Below are 13,418 nucleotides of genomic sequence, written 5' to 3'. Positions count from 1 at the left end.
CAGGAGGTACTCAAAGATAGTATCTGACATTATTCCGATTTAATTTCGTCTTCGTTAACAAACAAAAAACGCAGTCATGTTATTTGATAACATGACTGCGCCATACATATATATATTCCATCCTCTCGGAGGATTATTATCGACTTATCTCAAACGGTCGAGCGAACGAACCAGAGCCTCGTCGGCACCGATATTACGGATAGCTAGGTAATCCAGGATCAAGGCAATTACCGGGAAAGACAAAGCGATCTTTACACTCAGAGCGGCACCTGCCAGTTCTTCTTTCAGTATCCATACAAAGAAACCGAACAAAGCATAGAAACCCAACATCAGGATGGCATTAAATACACACAGACGGATCTGCAGGATTCTTTTCTTGAATAAAAAGATGGTGAGCAACGCCAGGATAGAGATCACCGCCGTCAATGCAAAAAGTCCCCACGTCGGATAAACCAACTCCGCTTCAGCGGCGATCGTGCTGACACCCGTCGCATCGAAAGAGTAAAACTGATCTCCCGCCTGCAACAAGGCAAGAGGTAAAAACAGCGTGGCTACCATCAGGCCCACGATAATAAGTAAATAAACTGTTTGTATTCTTTGTAACATGGTTATTAGTTCATTTTAAATGGAAAGGCCGACTCTATCAGGGTCAGCCTTTTCATATCTTACACAATATTTCTTCTTAGAAGTTATTCTTTTCTTTAGCAGGGTTCTTATAATAAACCTTACCTTCTTCATATTCCTGTGCTGCGATCAGCGTCGACTTCGGAAGTTTTTCATAATAACGGGAGATCTCGATCTGCTCTCTGTTTTCGAAAACTTCTTCCAGGTTATCGTTGTATGATGCAAACTCCTGCAGTTTCTTTTCCAGGTCCTGCTTCATTTCAACACTAATCTGATTAGCTCGTTTACCGATGATCATTACTGTTTCATACACATTTCCCGTGTCGGCTGACAACTTCATCATGTCACGGGTAACCGTATTCGAAGGAGCGTTAGACTTTCTGTAATCCATTTTACTTTATTGTTAAATAATATCGTTAATACGTATCTGTTATTCTCTTGTTGGCGTAATCGTAGAACTTTTGTGCCTGTTTTACGTATTTGCCTTCCGGATATTCGTTCATGTAAGTGTAGTATTCATCCACAACCTCACGATAACGACCCTGTAACTTCTCTTCCACACTATTTATAGCCTGTTCATACTTCGAGCGTAATACGTAGAACATGAACTCTTCCCTATATTTGGAATAAGGATAGTTCTTCAACGCGTTCTCGGCAGTGATCACGGCAGACAAATAGTTATTGTCGCGCATGTAAGTACCCAGGTTATAATACAATCTTACAGCCAGCAGTTCCTTGTAAGCCAGTTTCTCCTGCAATTCGAACATGATCTTCTGGGCTTCGGCAGCACGTTCGCTCTGCGGATAATACTCCAGATAGAGCTGCAACTGGTTGATAGCTTCATACGTCTGTGTCTGGTCTAACCGCGGATCGGGCGAATCCAGATACAAGCCATATCCTGAATAATAACGGGCCAATTCAGTGTATTCGCCCTTCGGATAGGTGGTATAATACGTATTAAAGTATTGCGAAGCCGTCTGATAATCTTTCTGTCCGTAATAGCTCTGGGCCAGCAGGTACAAGGATTCTTCGGCATAAGCAGTTCCTTTAAAGATTGTAACCAGTTCATCCAGCAGGGTAGCGGACTTGTTATATTGCTTTGCATTGAAGTACTTCTTTGCATACGAATATTTCAGCTCATAGTCCGTACTTTTCAGTATCTTGTTGTACTCCCCGCAAGAGGATAACAAGACCGTAATCATCATCAATAAAAATACAACCTTTTTCATTCACATACTTTTAGCGCGCAAAGTTACATTATTTTCGGTAAAATAACGAAGCGCATAACGTTAATATTTACAACTTATATAAATCGCTGGCAGCAATCAGCTCCAGTTTATTGGCTTTCAGCACCTCTGCACACTTCTCCACATTGTCGGGACGGATGATCACATTCGCCGCCTCTCCCTGCGAGAAAGCATACATATATTCGACAAAAATACCTGCAGAAGTAATGATCTCCATCGCCTTAGCCAGCGCACCCGGCTGATTGGGACAATGAAGGCATACGACATCGGCCACACTCACCGCATATAGTTTTTCACGAAGAACCTGAATAGCTTTCTCCGTATCCGACACGATCAGACGCAGAATACCGAAATCCGAATTTTCTGCCACCGTAAAGGCCGACATATTCACTCCGGCTTCACCTAAAATCTTTGCTACTTCCGTAAAACGGCCTTTCTTATTTTCTAGAAAGATGGATAATTGTTTAATTAGCATAGCATTTTACTCTTTTAAGGGGTTAAACTAATTTACGATTGTCGATCACATGTTTAGCCTTGCCCTGACTGCGTTCAAGGCTACGCGGTTCGACGATCTTTATATCAGGCTGAATACCGATCACGCTCTGCATGCGGGCGGCGATCTTCTTCTTCAGCGCGATCATCTTGTTCATCTCGTCCGAATAATAGTCCGGACGTACTTCCACCTGGATCTGGAAAGTATCGGTGTTGTTCACACGATCTACCACAATCAGGTAATGCGGTTCAAATTCCGGCATTTCCAGCAATACGGACTCTACCTGCGACGGGAATACGTTCACACCGCGGATGATCATCATATCGTCGCTACGTCCGAGGATACGGCCCATGCGGACAGCCGTACGGCCGCATTCGCATTTTTCGTAGATCAGATGTGTCAGGTCACGTGTACGGTAACGGATCATCGGCATACCTTCCTTGGTCAATGTCGTGAACACCAGTTCGCCTTGTTCGCCCGGAGCAACCGGCTGCAGGGTTACCGGATCGACGATTTCCGGGAAGAAATGGTCTTCCCACAGGTGTGTCCCGTTCTGGCATTCGCATTCGCCTCCGACACCGGGACCGCAGATCTCCGTCAGTCCGTAGATATCGTATGCCTTGATGTTCAGTTTATCTTCCAGTTCCTTACGCATGTTTTCCGTCCAGGGTTCGGCACCGAAGGCTCCTACTCTCAACTGAAATTCTTCCAAAGGGATACCAGAACTGTGGATCGTCTCCGCCAAATACAGGGCATACGAAGGCGTACATGCCAGTCCTTTCGCACCGAAATCGTGCATCAGCTGGATTTGTTTCTGCGTATTACCGCTACTCATCGGGATCACTGTCCCGCCGATATTTTCCACGCCGCCATGAGCCCCCAGACCTCCGGTAAACAAACCGTAGCCATAGGAAACCTGCACGGAGTCATTCTTTGTAATACCATAAGCCGTCAGGCAGCGTGCCACCACTTCCGACCAGATGGACAAGTCCTTGCGGGTATATCCTACAACGATCGGTTTTCCGGTCGTACCCGAAGAGGCATGCAAACGAACAATCTCGGACATCGGTACAGCCATCAGTCCGAAGGGATAATTATCGCGTAAATCCTGCTTAACCGTGAACGGCAGCTTGGATATATCTTCAATAGATTGAATATCATCCGGAGTAATACCCATCTCCTGCATTTTCTTGCGGTAAAAGGGGGTATTATGATAAACGTGTTCGACAACCCGTTTCAACCGGATGCTCTGTAATTTCCGCATTTCTTCGCGGTCCATACATTCAATAGTTTCGTTCCAAATCATGGTATCAGTTTGTTATCATTTAATTGTTAGTAGTATAAAACTGTCGCAAAGTAATAACTTTTTTACTAACTAACAATAAATAATAACGTCAAATCAATCGAGATCGACTTCCATAAGGATCAGATTCTCGTCTTCGTCCAATGTTTTGGTTATCTCCGCCAGCTCTCCGGAGAGTTCTCCTTTTTCCATCGCTTCGAGTAACGTGAAAGGATATAAGATGTAATAGAGCTTGTTATTATTGAATACAAAATTCATCATGTCTCCGTTCTTCCAATCTTTATTCGCCAGTTTGACGTGAGAGAAGGTATTTTCTTTTACTGTATATAGATAAAGCTCGTTCCGTAATGTCATTTGGCCTTCGTCTTTCAGGAAAACAGCGTTGACAAGCATTTTATCCGGTGTCAAAGCCCTGATCTCGCAAGCGATCTTGCCGTCTTTCTCGGTCGATAGCGGGAGCTTGGCAAAGACCGGTTTCAGTTGGCGGTCGGGGGATAACAAATAAAGCGTATCGGCTGCCGGTTCACTGATCACACAACCTCCTCCGTCGCAGGTAAGCAGGTTTCTCATGCGATTCAACAAGACAAAAGGACGTCCGTCACGCGTGGTCACGATCATACTGCGGTAACGCTCGTTCGAAACAAGAGGAAGACGTTCTATCTTTTCTCCGGTATCTTTATCCATTACGACAAAAGGCTGGTTGTTTGCTTCCGGATTATCATCTATCCGGGTTGTCTCCCCTTCTTTCACGAAGAGAGCGCCTTGCATATCCAGAAAAACCATCGTATTCTCGTCCACAGACTCCACGACATCCATCTGATAAGATTCCGGAATTTTTAATGTTCTTTTAAAGTTCCCCTCCGGATCATATACCTGCATTTGGGTGATTGCATCCAGAAAGATTTCCTGCCGTTTTGCATCATACAGGATATGGCGTATCCTGACATATTCTTCACCTCCCTGCCCTTTCCGGTTAAAACGGCAAATCATCTCCCCCTTCTTATCAAAGCCTATCACATCTCCGCTGGATGGCCCAAAGAAGAACAAACCGTGCTCACCCGGTGCCAACTTCATCTGATCGCCCAGCAACACATCCCCTGGTGTATGCAAACGAAAATAACGCACCTTGCCTAAATCCTGCAAAGCTACTTCCTGATCCGGTATATCTGCACGAAAGTCGAGCACCGGCAAGGGTCCTTCACTTCCCGCACGATCTTTACACCCATTCATCCCCATCAACAACATCACAGTAGCCAAACATAGTCCTATCTTTTTCATAACCTTATTAATTTAATATAACACATCGCAAATAAAAGGATTATATTTCAAAGCGGCAAGACAAATACGATTATTTCGTAATATTTTAAATATATTCGTAAAAAGAAGATAGTTAAAGAGAAATCACTTAGAAAGATCTGAACTTATTGCTATCTCCATTGGCACATTAGCTCTTTATTGAAAAAATATATACTTTTGTCGGGAGATTCCAGAGAAGAAACTCCCGAATGAAACGAAACATACTTGCACTATACATTATTAAATTATCCAAATGGTTCACCCTGGTCATGCCGATCATCGTGCTCTTCTATGAAGATCACGGACTGGGACTGCAAGACGTATTCATCCTGAAAAGCGTTTATTCGATTGCTGCCGTAGCGCTGGAGATACCGTCGGGATATCTTGCCGATGTGTGGGGACGGCGTAAATGCTTGATAGTCGGATGTATTCTTTTCTTCTTCGGATATCTTTGCTATTCTTTTACGTCCACATTCGCTGCTTTCGTTATCGCCGAAATACTGCTGGGTACAGGGCAGACGCTGGTCAACGGGGCAGACTCCGCCTTGCTGTACGATACGACCGTGCAATATAAAAAAGAGAATCTGTATCTGCGTTACGAGGGACGTATCACCATGATCGGAAACTTTGCGGAAGCCGTTGCCGGTATCTTCGGCGGATTGCTGGCCGCCTATTCCCTACGCTATCCTTTTTATGCCCAGGCGGTGATCGCCTTCAGCGGCATTCCTGCCGCTTTTGCACTGCGGGAGCTGAATATCAAGAGTAAGATACAAAGCCCGATACAGGAGATCATGCGGATCATCAAATACTCGCTGGTTACGAATAAGAGACTATGCTATAATATCATGTTTTCAGGTATCATCGGGGCTGCGACTCTGACAATGGCCTGGTTCGTGCAACCCTACCTGATGTATATGAATACGCCAACCTCCTGGTTCGGGGTGATCTGGACGGTACTGAACCTGACTGTCGGCATCGCCGCCCTTTATTCAGACCGTGTGGACCGCTATTTCGGACCTAAGAAGATGGGGATACTGATCCTGACATTCGTAGCAGGCGGTTACGTGGCGCTGGCGTTCAACCTGACGTATGCCGGGTTGGTTATCCTGCTCGTCTTTTACGTGATCAGAGGGTTTGCTACGCCGATATTAAAAGGGTATATCAACCAGATGACATTCTCGGAGATGCGGGCGACGGTCCTGTCTATCCGTAACTTCATCATCCGGCTGATGTTTGCCGCCATTGCCCCGTTTATCGGCTGGTTGAACGACGTCTATTCACTGCGTACCGCGTTGCTGGTATCAGCCGCTATTATTCTGGTTCCGGGAGCATTGTTCCTTTGGTTACAATTGGCCTCAAAAGCGAAAGAAGAGAAATAAGCTTACCTGACTAACTGACAAGAGATTACAGTTTCCTCGTAATTCCCCGGTCTGGAAACTCCAGTTTCCTGCGGAGGGAACCGGAGTTTCCTAGGCAAGAAACGCGAGTTTCCCAGGCAGGGAACTGGAGTTTCCTACCGGGGAAATTATACGGACACGCTCAGGTAAAGGGATTGCTGTCCCCACCTTTTACAAAATCCGCCGGATAGTGAATGGATGAAATCACTTGATTATTTTTCAGTCGTATCCAGGATTTGAAAGAACGCTCGCCTTCGGTCAGTTCGAATACACGTGCTCCGTTTCCTCCGGGTACGTCATGGTAGACCGTCTTGCCTCCTGTGAAACGTCCGTACCCCAAGAGAAGTCCTTTCCAGCGGGCAACATAATCGTTCACATGGTCATGGCCGACAAACGTAGCCATCACATCCCCGGCTTCGAGCATAGCCGTGAATAACCCGGAATTGATTACCGGTGCACAAGCTTTCTCTTTACGGATACCAATTAGCAACGTATTCTCGTCGGAAGCCGCCTGGTTATATTCAGGCACAGGGATATGGAAAAAGGCGAGTGCCGGAAACGGCTTACCCCCATTCTTTGCCGTCAGCGCAGTACTGCATTTCCTGTACCAGTCGATCTGATCCGGCTTGATCCAGTCGTAACCCTTGGTTTCCTCTTTCCGCGAATAAGCCAGGCTGTCGAAGCCGTACAGGATAAAAGCCTCTTTCGTATCTTTCGAGCTTCGTATCGGCAAGATGAAATTGGTAACACCGCTCAACCCTTCCACCGTGCCGGTCAGACTGCCCGGCATATCCTTGATGAACGTATAGATCTCCTGACGCGTCATGTCATGTTCGTCATCGTGATTACCCAAAGTTACGGCAAACGGGATATTGCGGGAGATAACAGGTTCGAACGCCTTTCGAAACCCTTCCGCTGCCGGCTTGGCAAACACGATATCACCCGTATAGATCACGAAATCAGGCTTTTCGGCAGCCAGTACTTCGTTCATGCATTCGGCAGCCTCTTCCGAAGCCGGGTTGCCCGGAACCCAGTGCACATCGGTAAACTGTACGATCTTGAATTTACCGTCCGCATTAAACTTCAACTTGTCTGCATGCGCTTTATAAGACGCACTATCCAGGTAAGACGCTCCGGTAGCCGTCTCTGCAACCTCTTTCATCGTACCCTTTCCGATTGCTTCTGCGCCGGAAACTCCTAAAAAAGACACCGGGAGCAAAAGCCCCGATGTCCGTAAAAACTCCTTTCTATTCATGCCATTTCTTTTTATTTAATCCACCAAAGAGGATCAGATGTCCTGTCGTTTCCTCCGAACTGCGACTGAAGGGCAGCCTGTACGCTGGCTGCATTATTATTATACTCGTCCTGCGGATACATCCAGCGGTATGGCAGACTCACTCCGGATGCCCGGCGAAATTCAGGATAACCGGTACGCAACTGGTCATAGTAAGGCATCCACATGCTGCCTTGCAGGAAAGTAGGGATATACTTTTGCAGGATGATACGCTCTATCTTCTGCTCTTTTGTCAGCGAAGAAGCATAAGCCACCTTGTCGCCCTGCAGATAGGTATCAGCAGCATCTTCCCCCAAATACTGGGCTACGGAAGAGGCATATTTCTCATAAAAGCGGAAAGAAGCCCTGACCGCCGATTCGTAAAACTCCTTGTCATCTCCGGAAATCCAGCCGCGAACCACCGCCTCCGCCAGAAGCAACTGCTGCTCGGTATATCCCAGCAGAATCATCGGCTCGTTAGTCGGATGCTGGTAATAACGGGTAGCCGGTTTGGAACAACCACCCAATGAGACTTTATCGTTCACTAGGCTGTAAGGGATTGCCGGATCGCCGCCATCATAGGAGGCGAAATCGTCCACGGCTAGTCCCGCCTTTTCCGCAGCAGGGGTCTGCGTACAGAAAGCAAACAAACGGGGATCTTTACGGGTAGCCAGGACAGCCACATAAGTAGAATCCATATAACGCCCCGAACCGAAGTCGCTGTCATTGAAATAAGGATAGCGGTCATCCTGCTGATCGAGGAATACCAGCTGGCCATTGTCGGCTTCGCCGGTCATCAGCGGTTCGTCCCGGAAGATACGGGCAAAGGTTGACTTCACATCTATCCCGCCTACGGTCTGTTTGTTCGACAAGGACATCAGGACCCGCAGCCGGTAGGCATTGATCAGGCGGCGCCATTTCAGCAGGTCGCCTCCATAGATAATATCGCCGCTGATAATGCTATTATTGTCGGTCAACAACGTATTTGCTTCATCCAGTTTGGCCAGCACGGTAGACAGTACCGTCTCCTGCGAGTCATATTTGGGTTGGTACAATTCGTTCGTTTCGCCCTGCAAGGCTTCGCTGCAAGGCACATCACCGAACATCATCGTCAACATATAATAATAATGTGCTTCAAAGAAAAGAGCCAAAGCCTCATAAGCCGTCTCGTTGCTCTTCTCCGCTTCCTCTTTCATCTTCGTCACATCGCGCAGGTTACTGTAGTAACCGAAGCCGCCGCGTGTCCATTTATACACCTGGTAAGGACTTTCGCCGGAAGTCAACACCAACTGTTTCGTAGCGTGGCAAACCTGTGCATCCGATTCTTCGAATGTTTTGAAAGACAACCCGGTAAGCAAGAGTGCCGGATCGGTGGTCGTCGGGTTGTTCGGATCGACATTCATCTCTTCCAGGTCGATACACGAGTTGCAGGTGAATGCCAGAGCGGCACCGGCTGCTATATATTTCAGATATTTCTTCATTGCTTTATCGTAGGATTATAATTTGATGGTTGCACTGATACCGATATAACGGGCGGAAGGGTCCTGCAGGTCCGAGTCGCTGGCACCGAAGTCGGGATCGAGGTAAGGAGTTTTCTTCCAGACTGCCAGGTTGTTGCCGAACAGGGTCAGATCCAGGCCCTTGATCACATTCGACTCAAAGAGGTTCTTCAGGTCGTAAGACACAGCCACACGGCGCAGCTTCAGGTAAGAGCGGTTGAAAGTGTTGGCGAACAACTCGTTCTCGCTGGTACGAACCACGGCACGATACGGATAGTTCTGTGCCCAGGTCTGGATATTGACAGCCGTTTCATTCTTCTTGTACACACGGGTATCTGTCAGGATATTCCCGTTCACATCATAGGTAACCTCACCGCTGACGATGTTTACGCCTTCCGGCACATAGATCGCCTTGCCGCCGTTCTCATATTCTTCCTGACGGTACATGGTCGACTTCGGATGTTTTCCGCCCCACCACATCTTCTGGGTGGTAGTCGACACCAATGTGCCGCCGATCGCTCCGTCCATATCGATATTGACGGTAAACTTTTTGATCTTAAACGTATTCTGAAGTCCGTAGCGAACGTCGGGCGACTGGTTACCGATATGGGTGGTAAACGCGCTCTGGGTCGGCATGCCGTTAGCATCCAGTATCAGCTGGCCGTCCGGAGTCTTTTCCCATTCGGTAGCGTACATAGCATCCGCCCGGTCGCCCACCTTCAGGTCGCCGAATTTATCCTGACCGCCGTAAATCTTTGTCAGCTTGCGGATATTACTGCTCCAGTTGGTCGACACATTCCAGGTGAAGTTCTTATTCTGTACAGGTGTGGCGTTCACGATCAGTTCAAAACCGTTCGTCGTATATTCATTGCCGTTCACAAAGCGGTAAGGGAAACCGGAAGCCTCGGAGATAGGCAGCTTGATGATACTGTTCTGGTCGAGCATACGGTAGTAAGTCAAATCCAACCCCAGACGGTTATGCAGGAACGAGGTCGACATACCGACTTCAAAGGAAGAGGTCTTCTGAGGCAGGATATCCGGATTCACCAGGGCTGTCACCGTTCCGGAGCCGGAAGGATCGGTCACGTCATTCGGATACGTCACCGAAGGCGTACTGCCATAGAGGATACCTTTTGCATAGGTCGCCTGCAAGGCGTACGGATCGAGGTCGCTGGATACCTGTGCCCAAGCAGCATTGACCTTCAGATAATCCATCCACGAAGGTAGCTTCACATATTCGTTCACCAGTGTACTGGCAGAAACAGAGGGATAGAAATAAGAATTGTTGGCAGCCGAAAGCGTAGACGACCAGTCATTACGTCCGGTGAACGTCAGGAAGAGCGCTTCAAACAGGTCGATGTTCACAGAGCCATAGACACTCTCGATTGCCTTCTCGTTCATCAGGTTGGTCGCACTGACCGGATTCAGGCTATTTCCCATATTATATACTTTCGGAACGATCAGTCCGTCGGTAGCCTGTGTTTCCTTGCGTATCTGGCGGTAGTAGAGTGAAGTTCCGAGATTAGCCGTAAAAGCGAAATCCTTGCTGACTGCCTGTGTATAAGTGGCCAACGCATCCGCATTGATATCCAGCTGATCGCTGTTCCAGGTCTTATAATCACCGTTACGTGAATCGCCGTAGTTCATATACGACTTCGGGCTTTTCATATCTTCAAACGTACTTTCCAGACGACCGGCGGCACGTCCCTGCAGGGTCAGTCCGGGCAATACATCCCAGTTGAGTTTCACCTGCCCGTTCACTGTATTGCGGTCGTGTTTCTGTGTCAGCTCATTGGCTGCAAAATAAGGGTTGTTATACCAGGCATAGTTATAGTTTGCCTGCCGGGTTCCTTCCGAATCCGGACGATACAGATGTTGTGACAGTTCCTTCCCGTTCACATCGTTACCCATCCACAACAGGATCGTGTACATGTGATTCTTCGGTCCGTAGCCATAGCGGGGATAGTTTGGGGAATAAACCTTATTATATGACAGGTTGGAAGAAAGAGTCACCGTATTGCTCAGGTTGAACATACTGTTAAAGTTCAGACCGCCTGTATAGATCGAGGTATTCGGGACCTGTCCGCGTTGTTTGGAGAAATCGCCATTGAAGTTGTAATTGGCTTTCTTTGTCTTATTTGCCACGGAGAAAGTAGCTTTGGTGATCACACCCGTACGAAGGAAATCCTTCAGGTTGTCGTGTGCCTCCCAGGTGATCGGAACACGTTCGTAGCGTGTACGGTCGTCGTAGACAGAGCCGGAGACATCGCCCCACCAGGGGATCACTTCACCTGTTTGCTTGTCACGGATCGGGCTGTTCCACTGGGCTATCTTCTGCCCTTCAAAACGGGGCCCCCACGTCATATCCCCATCGGAGATACCGCCGTCGGCACCGTCCCAGAACTCATACTGTCCGTTTGAACCGGAACCGAACTCATTCTGTGTCTCGGGAAACACGGTGAAACCAGCCGTTACCATGCTGGATATGCCGGCTGTTACCACCAGACCCTCTTCTTTCGCCAGCCTGGTCGTGATCAGGATCGCACCGTCCTTTCCCCGCGAACCGTACAGAGCTGCGGCGGCCGTACCTTTCAGCACGTTGATACTTTCGATATTCTCCGGAGAGACATCGAACAGGTCTGACTCCACCGGAATACCGTCCACTACCATCAGCGGTGTTTTACCCCGCAGAGAAAAACTCGGTGCCTGGAAGATACCTGTCGGGTTATTAACGGTCAGACCGGCGACTTGACCGGAGAGGGCATTACCCACGTTCACCGTACCCGGTTGTTCAAGGGCTTCCGTGCTCACTTGCTGGGTGGTATAACCTAATTTCTTTTTCTGTTGTTTGATACCGATGGCTGTTACCACCACCTCGTCGATCAGCTTGACGTCATCAGACATCTCTACATTGATCACTTTCAGGTCACCTATCGGGCGTTCCACCGTTTCGTATCCGACAAAAGAGAATATCAGGGTAGCGTTCTTCGGCGCTTCAATCTCGTAGTTACCGTCTATATCGGTTACTGTACCGACCGTAGAGTTCTTCACGACTACTGCAGCTCCGATCACAGGACCCAGCTTGTCCGTTACCGTACCGGTCACTTTCACCGACTGGGCAAAAGCCAGAGAGGTACAGATAAGGAGTCCGCAAATCATTAAGTAAAATTTGTTCTTCATATCTAAATTAATTGGTGTACATAGAAAGCCGGAGGCAGGAAACAGACCTGCCCTAAAACTTTATTTATCAACAAAACTTATCAGGGGAAAGAGGGGGGAAATTAATAGAGGTTTTTCAGTTTAACGTTGTCGAAGATAGCCAATAGGCGTGATGAGTCTTTTTTATTACCCTGGAGGGCTTCTTCAAAGGTGTTGGTGTCGGAGTCGATAGCGGCCAGGGCGATCTTCAGGACATTCGCGAACTCGTCTGCTGCAGCTTCCTTCGTCATTTTATTGCTTTTCACATCCTTGTTCAACTGCTTTTCGATGGAACGGACCGCATTGTAGATACCCGGTTTGCGGATCACCGTGCGGCGGGCAGGATCACCCGGAACCACTTCCTCTTTCACCACATACATATCCATAAACGCATTATACAAGCATCCGACCTCCTTACCGAACTTATGATTGTTTGCGTTAGCCAGTTCTTCAGCAGTAGGTTCCTGTTGGGTGGAATAGAACTCCCATGTTTCGACAGGAGCAGCTTCCACACTTGTTTTGCCAGCCTTGTCATTATCTCCATCGACAACTGTCACGGCATGCAACATGGAGAACGAAGTACCTAATAAAACAACTAATAACACTAAACTCTTTTTCATAACTGTTTTTCTTTTTCTATTAAATTACGCTGCAAATGTAGAAGAGGCATATTACAAAACAGATACAAAGAAATTAAGTTATATTTACCTTTCTATTACAAGGGGGTAGACAAGCCCTGAGTGGCAGCAGGTTGGGTTGTTATCAAAATGAGCTAATCAGCCAATATGCTGATGTGCCAATGAAAATAGCAATAAGTTCTGATCTTATCAATTTCGAGCTATCCCCCTTATCAAAGTGACTTAGCTATTACAGGTCTATTTGCCGTCAGTTTTAACTGACGGTTTACAAGTTTTCTCTCTTTTTTGGCTTCAGCCACATTTCTCTTCAATAGAGAGACTGCTTAAATGGGACTAAAGTCCAAAGAGAGAGAGCATTTACTAATCCGTTGGTTAAAACCAACGGCAAATGAACCTGTAACTAAGCATGTCTTATGTATGACTGATCGCTTGCTCGGATAGTTCAATTAT

The 13,418-nt window shown here is 47.4% G+C and carries 11 protein-coding genes; 1 reads left to right on the top strand and 10 read right to left on the bottom strand.

Features of this window, described 5'->3' with window-relative positions; translation table 11 throughout:
* Positions 1-144 precede the first annotated feature (144 nt).
* The 6 genes from DWX23_RS09465 to DWX23_RS09440 all read right to left on the bottom strand — a co-directional run bounded on the left by DWX23_RS09465 (position 145) and on the right by DWX23_RS09440 (position 4,945).
* Complete coding sequence (locus DWX23_RS09465; RefSeq protein WP_122352407.1) at positions 145-606, bottom strand: DUF4293 domain-containing protein; 462 nt, start codon at positions 604-606, stop codon at positions 145-147.
* A gap of 76 nt (positions 607-682) precedes the next feature.
* Positions 683-1,015 (bottom strand): DNA-directed RNA polymerase subunit omega, encoded by a 333-nt coding sequence (locus DWX23_RS09460; protein WP_122352406.1) that lies wholly within the window; start codon positions 1,013-1,015, stop codon positions 683-685.
* A gap of 25 nt (positions 1,016-1,040) precedes the next feature.
* Entirely contained in the window at positions 1,041-1,853 is an 813-nt protein-coding gene (locus tag DWX23_RS09455) for an outer membrane protein assembly factor BamD (RefSeq protein WP_122352405.1), read from the bottom strand.
* A 67-nt stretch (positions 1,854-1,920) separates the two neighbouring features.
* A complete protein-coding gene (locus tag DWX23_RS09450) occupies positions 1,921-2,346 on the bottom strand; it encodes an amino acid-binding protein (RefSeq protein ID WP_028726750.1) in 426 nt (141 codons plus the stop codon).
* Between the two features lie 22 nt (positions 2,347-2,368).
* Positions 2,369-3,670 carry a phenylacetate--CoA ligase family protein gene (locus DWX23_RS09445; RefSeq protein WP_122374295.1) on the bottom strand — a complete coding sequence of 434 codons (1,302 nt, stop codon included), beginning with the start codon at positions 3,668-3,670 and terminating at the stop codon, positions 2,369-2,371.
* A 93-nt stretch (positions 3,671-3,763) separates the two neighbouring features.
* Positions 3,764-4,945 carry a 6-bladed beta-propeller gene (locus DWX23_RS09440; protein WP_122374294.1) on the bottom strand — a complete coding sequence of 394 codons (1,182 nt, stop codon included), beginning with the start codon at positions 4,943-4,945 and terminating at the stop codon, positions 3,764-3,766.
* Between the two features lie 227 nt (positions 4,946-5,172).
* On the opposite strand from DWX23_RS09440, the gene DWX23_RS09435 reads away from it, so the two are divergent.
* Positions 5,173-6,342, top strand: a complete 1,170-nt coding sequence (locus DWX23_RS09435) for an MFS transporter (RefSeq protein WP_122374293.1) — start codon at positions 5,173-5,175, stop codon at positions 6,340-6,342.
* A 160-nt stretch (positions 6,343-6,502) separates the two neighbouring features.
* Here DWX23_RS09435 and DWX23_RS09430 read toward each other — a convergent pair whose 3' ends face one another.
* The 4 genes from DWX23_RS09430 to DWX23_RS09415 form a co-directional block, all read right to left on the bottom strand.
* A complete protein-coding gene (locus DWX23_RS09430; protein ID WP_122374417.1) occupies positions 6,503-7,522 on the bottom strand; it encodes a metallophosphoesterase family protein in 1,020 nt (339 codons plus the stop codon).
* A 104-nt stretch (positions 7,523-7,626) separates the two neighbouring features.
* Positions 7,627-9,114, bottom strand: coding sequence for a SusD/RagB family nutrient-binding outer membrane lipoprotein (locus DWX23_RS09425; protein WP_122374292.1), 1,488 nt, complete (start codon positions 9,112-9,114; stop codon positions 7,627-7,629).
* A 15-nt stretch (positions 9,115-9,129) separates the two neighbouring features.
* Positions 9,130-12,312, bottom strand: coding sequence for a SusC/RagA family TonB-linked outer membrane protein (locus tag DWX23_RS09420; RefSeq protein ID WP_122374291.1), 3,183 nt, complete (start codon positions 12,310-12,312; stop codon positions 9,130-9,132).
* A 101-nt stretch (positions 12,313-12,413) separates the two neighbouring features.
* Entirely contained in the window at positions 12,414-12,950 is a 537-nt protein-coding gene (locus DWX23_RS09415; protein WP_122374290.1) for a hypothetical protein, read from the bottom strand.
* Between the last annotated feature and the right edge of the window lie 468 nt (positions 12,951-13,418).

The organism is Parabacteroides sp. AF18-52 (genome assembly GCF_003479145.1).
GTDB lineage: Bacteria > Bacteroidota > Bacteroidia > Bacteroidales > Tannerellaceae > Parabacteroides > Parabacteroides faecis.
Note: the sequence above shows the minus strand (reverse complement) of the source record. Positions and strands in the feature narration are given on the sequence as shown.

Coding starts and splice junctions, on each gene's coding strand:
- DWX23_RS09425 (WP_122374292.1), bottom strand. CDS start 9,114: ATGAAGAAATATCTGAAATATATAGCAGCCGGTGCCGCTCTGGCATTC.
- DWX23_RS09465 (WP_122352407.1), bottom strand. CDS start 606: ATGTTACAAAGAATACAAACAGTTTATTTACTTATTATCGTGGGCCTG.
- DWX23_RS09415 (WP_122374290.1), bottom strand. CDS start 12,950: ATGAAAAAGAGTTTAGTGTTATTAGTTGTTTTATTAGGTACTTCGTTC.
- DWX23_RS09460 (WP_122352406.1), bottom strand. CDS start 1,015: ATGGATTACAGAAAGTCTAACGCTCCTTCGAATACGGTTACCCGTGAC.
- DWX23_RS09435 (WP_122374293.1), top strand. CDS start 5,173: ATGAAACGAAACATACTTGCACTATACATTATTAAATTATCCAAATGG.
- DWX23_RS09455 (WP_122352405.1), bottom strand. CDS start 1,853: ATGAAAAAGGTTGTATTTTTATTGATGATGATTACGGTCTTGTTATCC.
- DWX23_RS09420 (WP_122374291.1), bottom strand. CDS start 12,312: ATGAAGAACAAATTTTACTTAATGATTTGCGGACTCCTTATCTGTACC.
- DWX23_RS09445 (WP_122374295.1), bottom strand. CDS start 3,670: ATGATTTGGAACGAAACTATTGAATGTATGGACCGCGAAGAAATGCGG.
- DWX23_RS09440 (WP_122374294.1), bottom strand. CDS start 4,945: ATGAAAAAGATAGGACTATGTTTGGCTACTGTGATGTTGTTGATGGGG.
- DWX23_RS09450 (WP_028726750.1), bottom strand. CDS start 2,346: ATGCTAATTAAACAATTATCCATCTTTCTAGAAAATAAGAAAGGCCGT.
- DWX23_RS09430 (WP_122374417.1), bottom strand. CDS start 7,522: ATGAAAGAGGTTGCAGAGACGGCTACCGGAGCGTCTTACCTGGATAGT.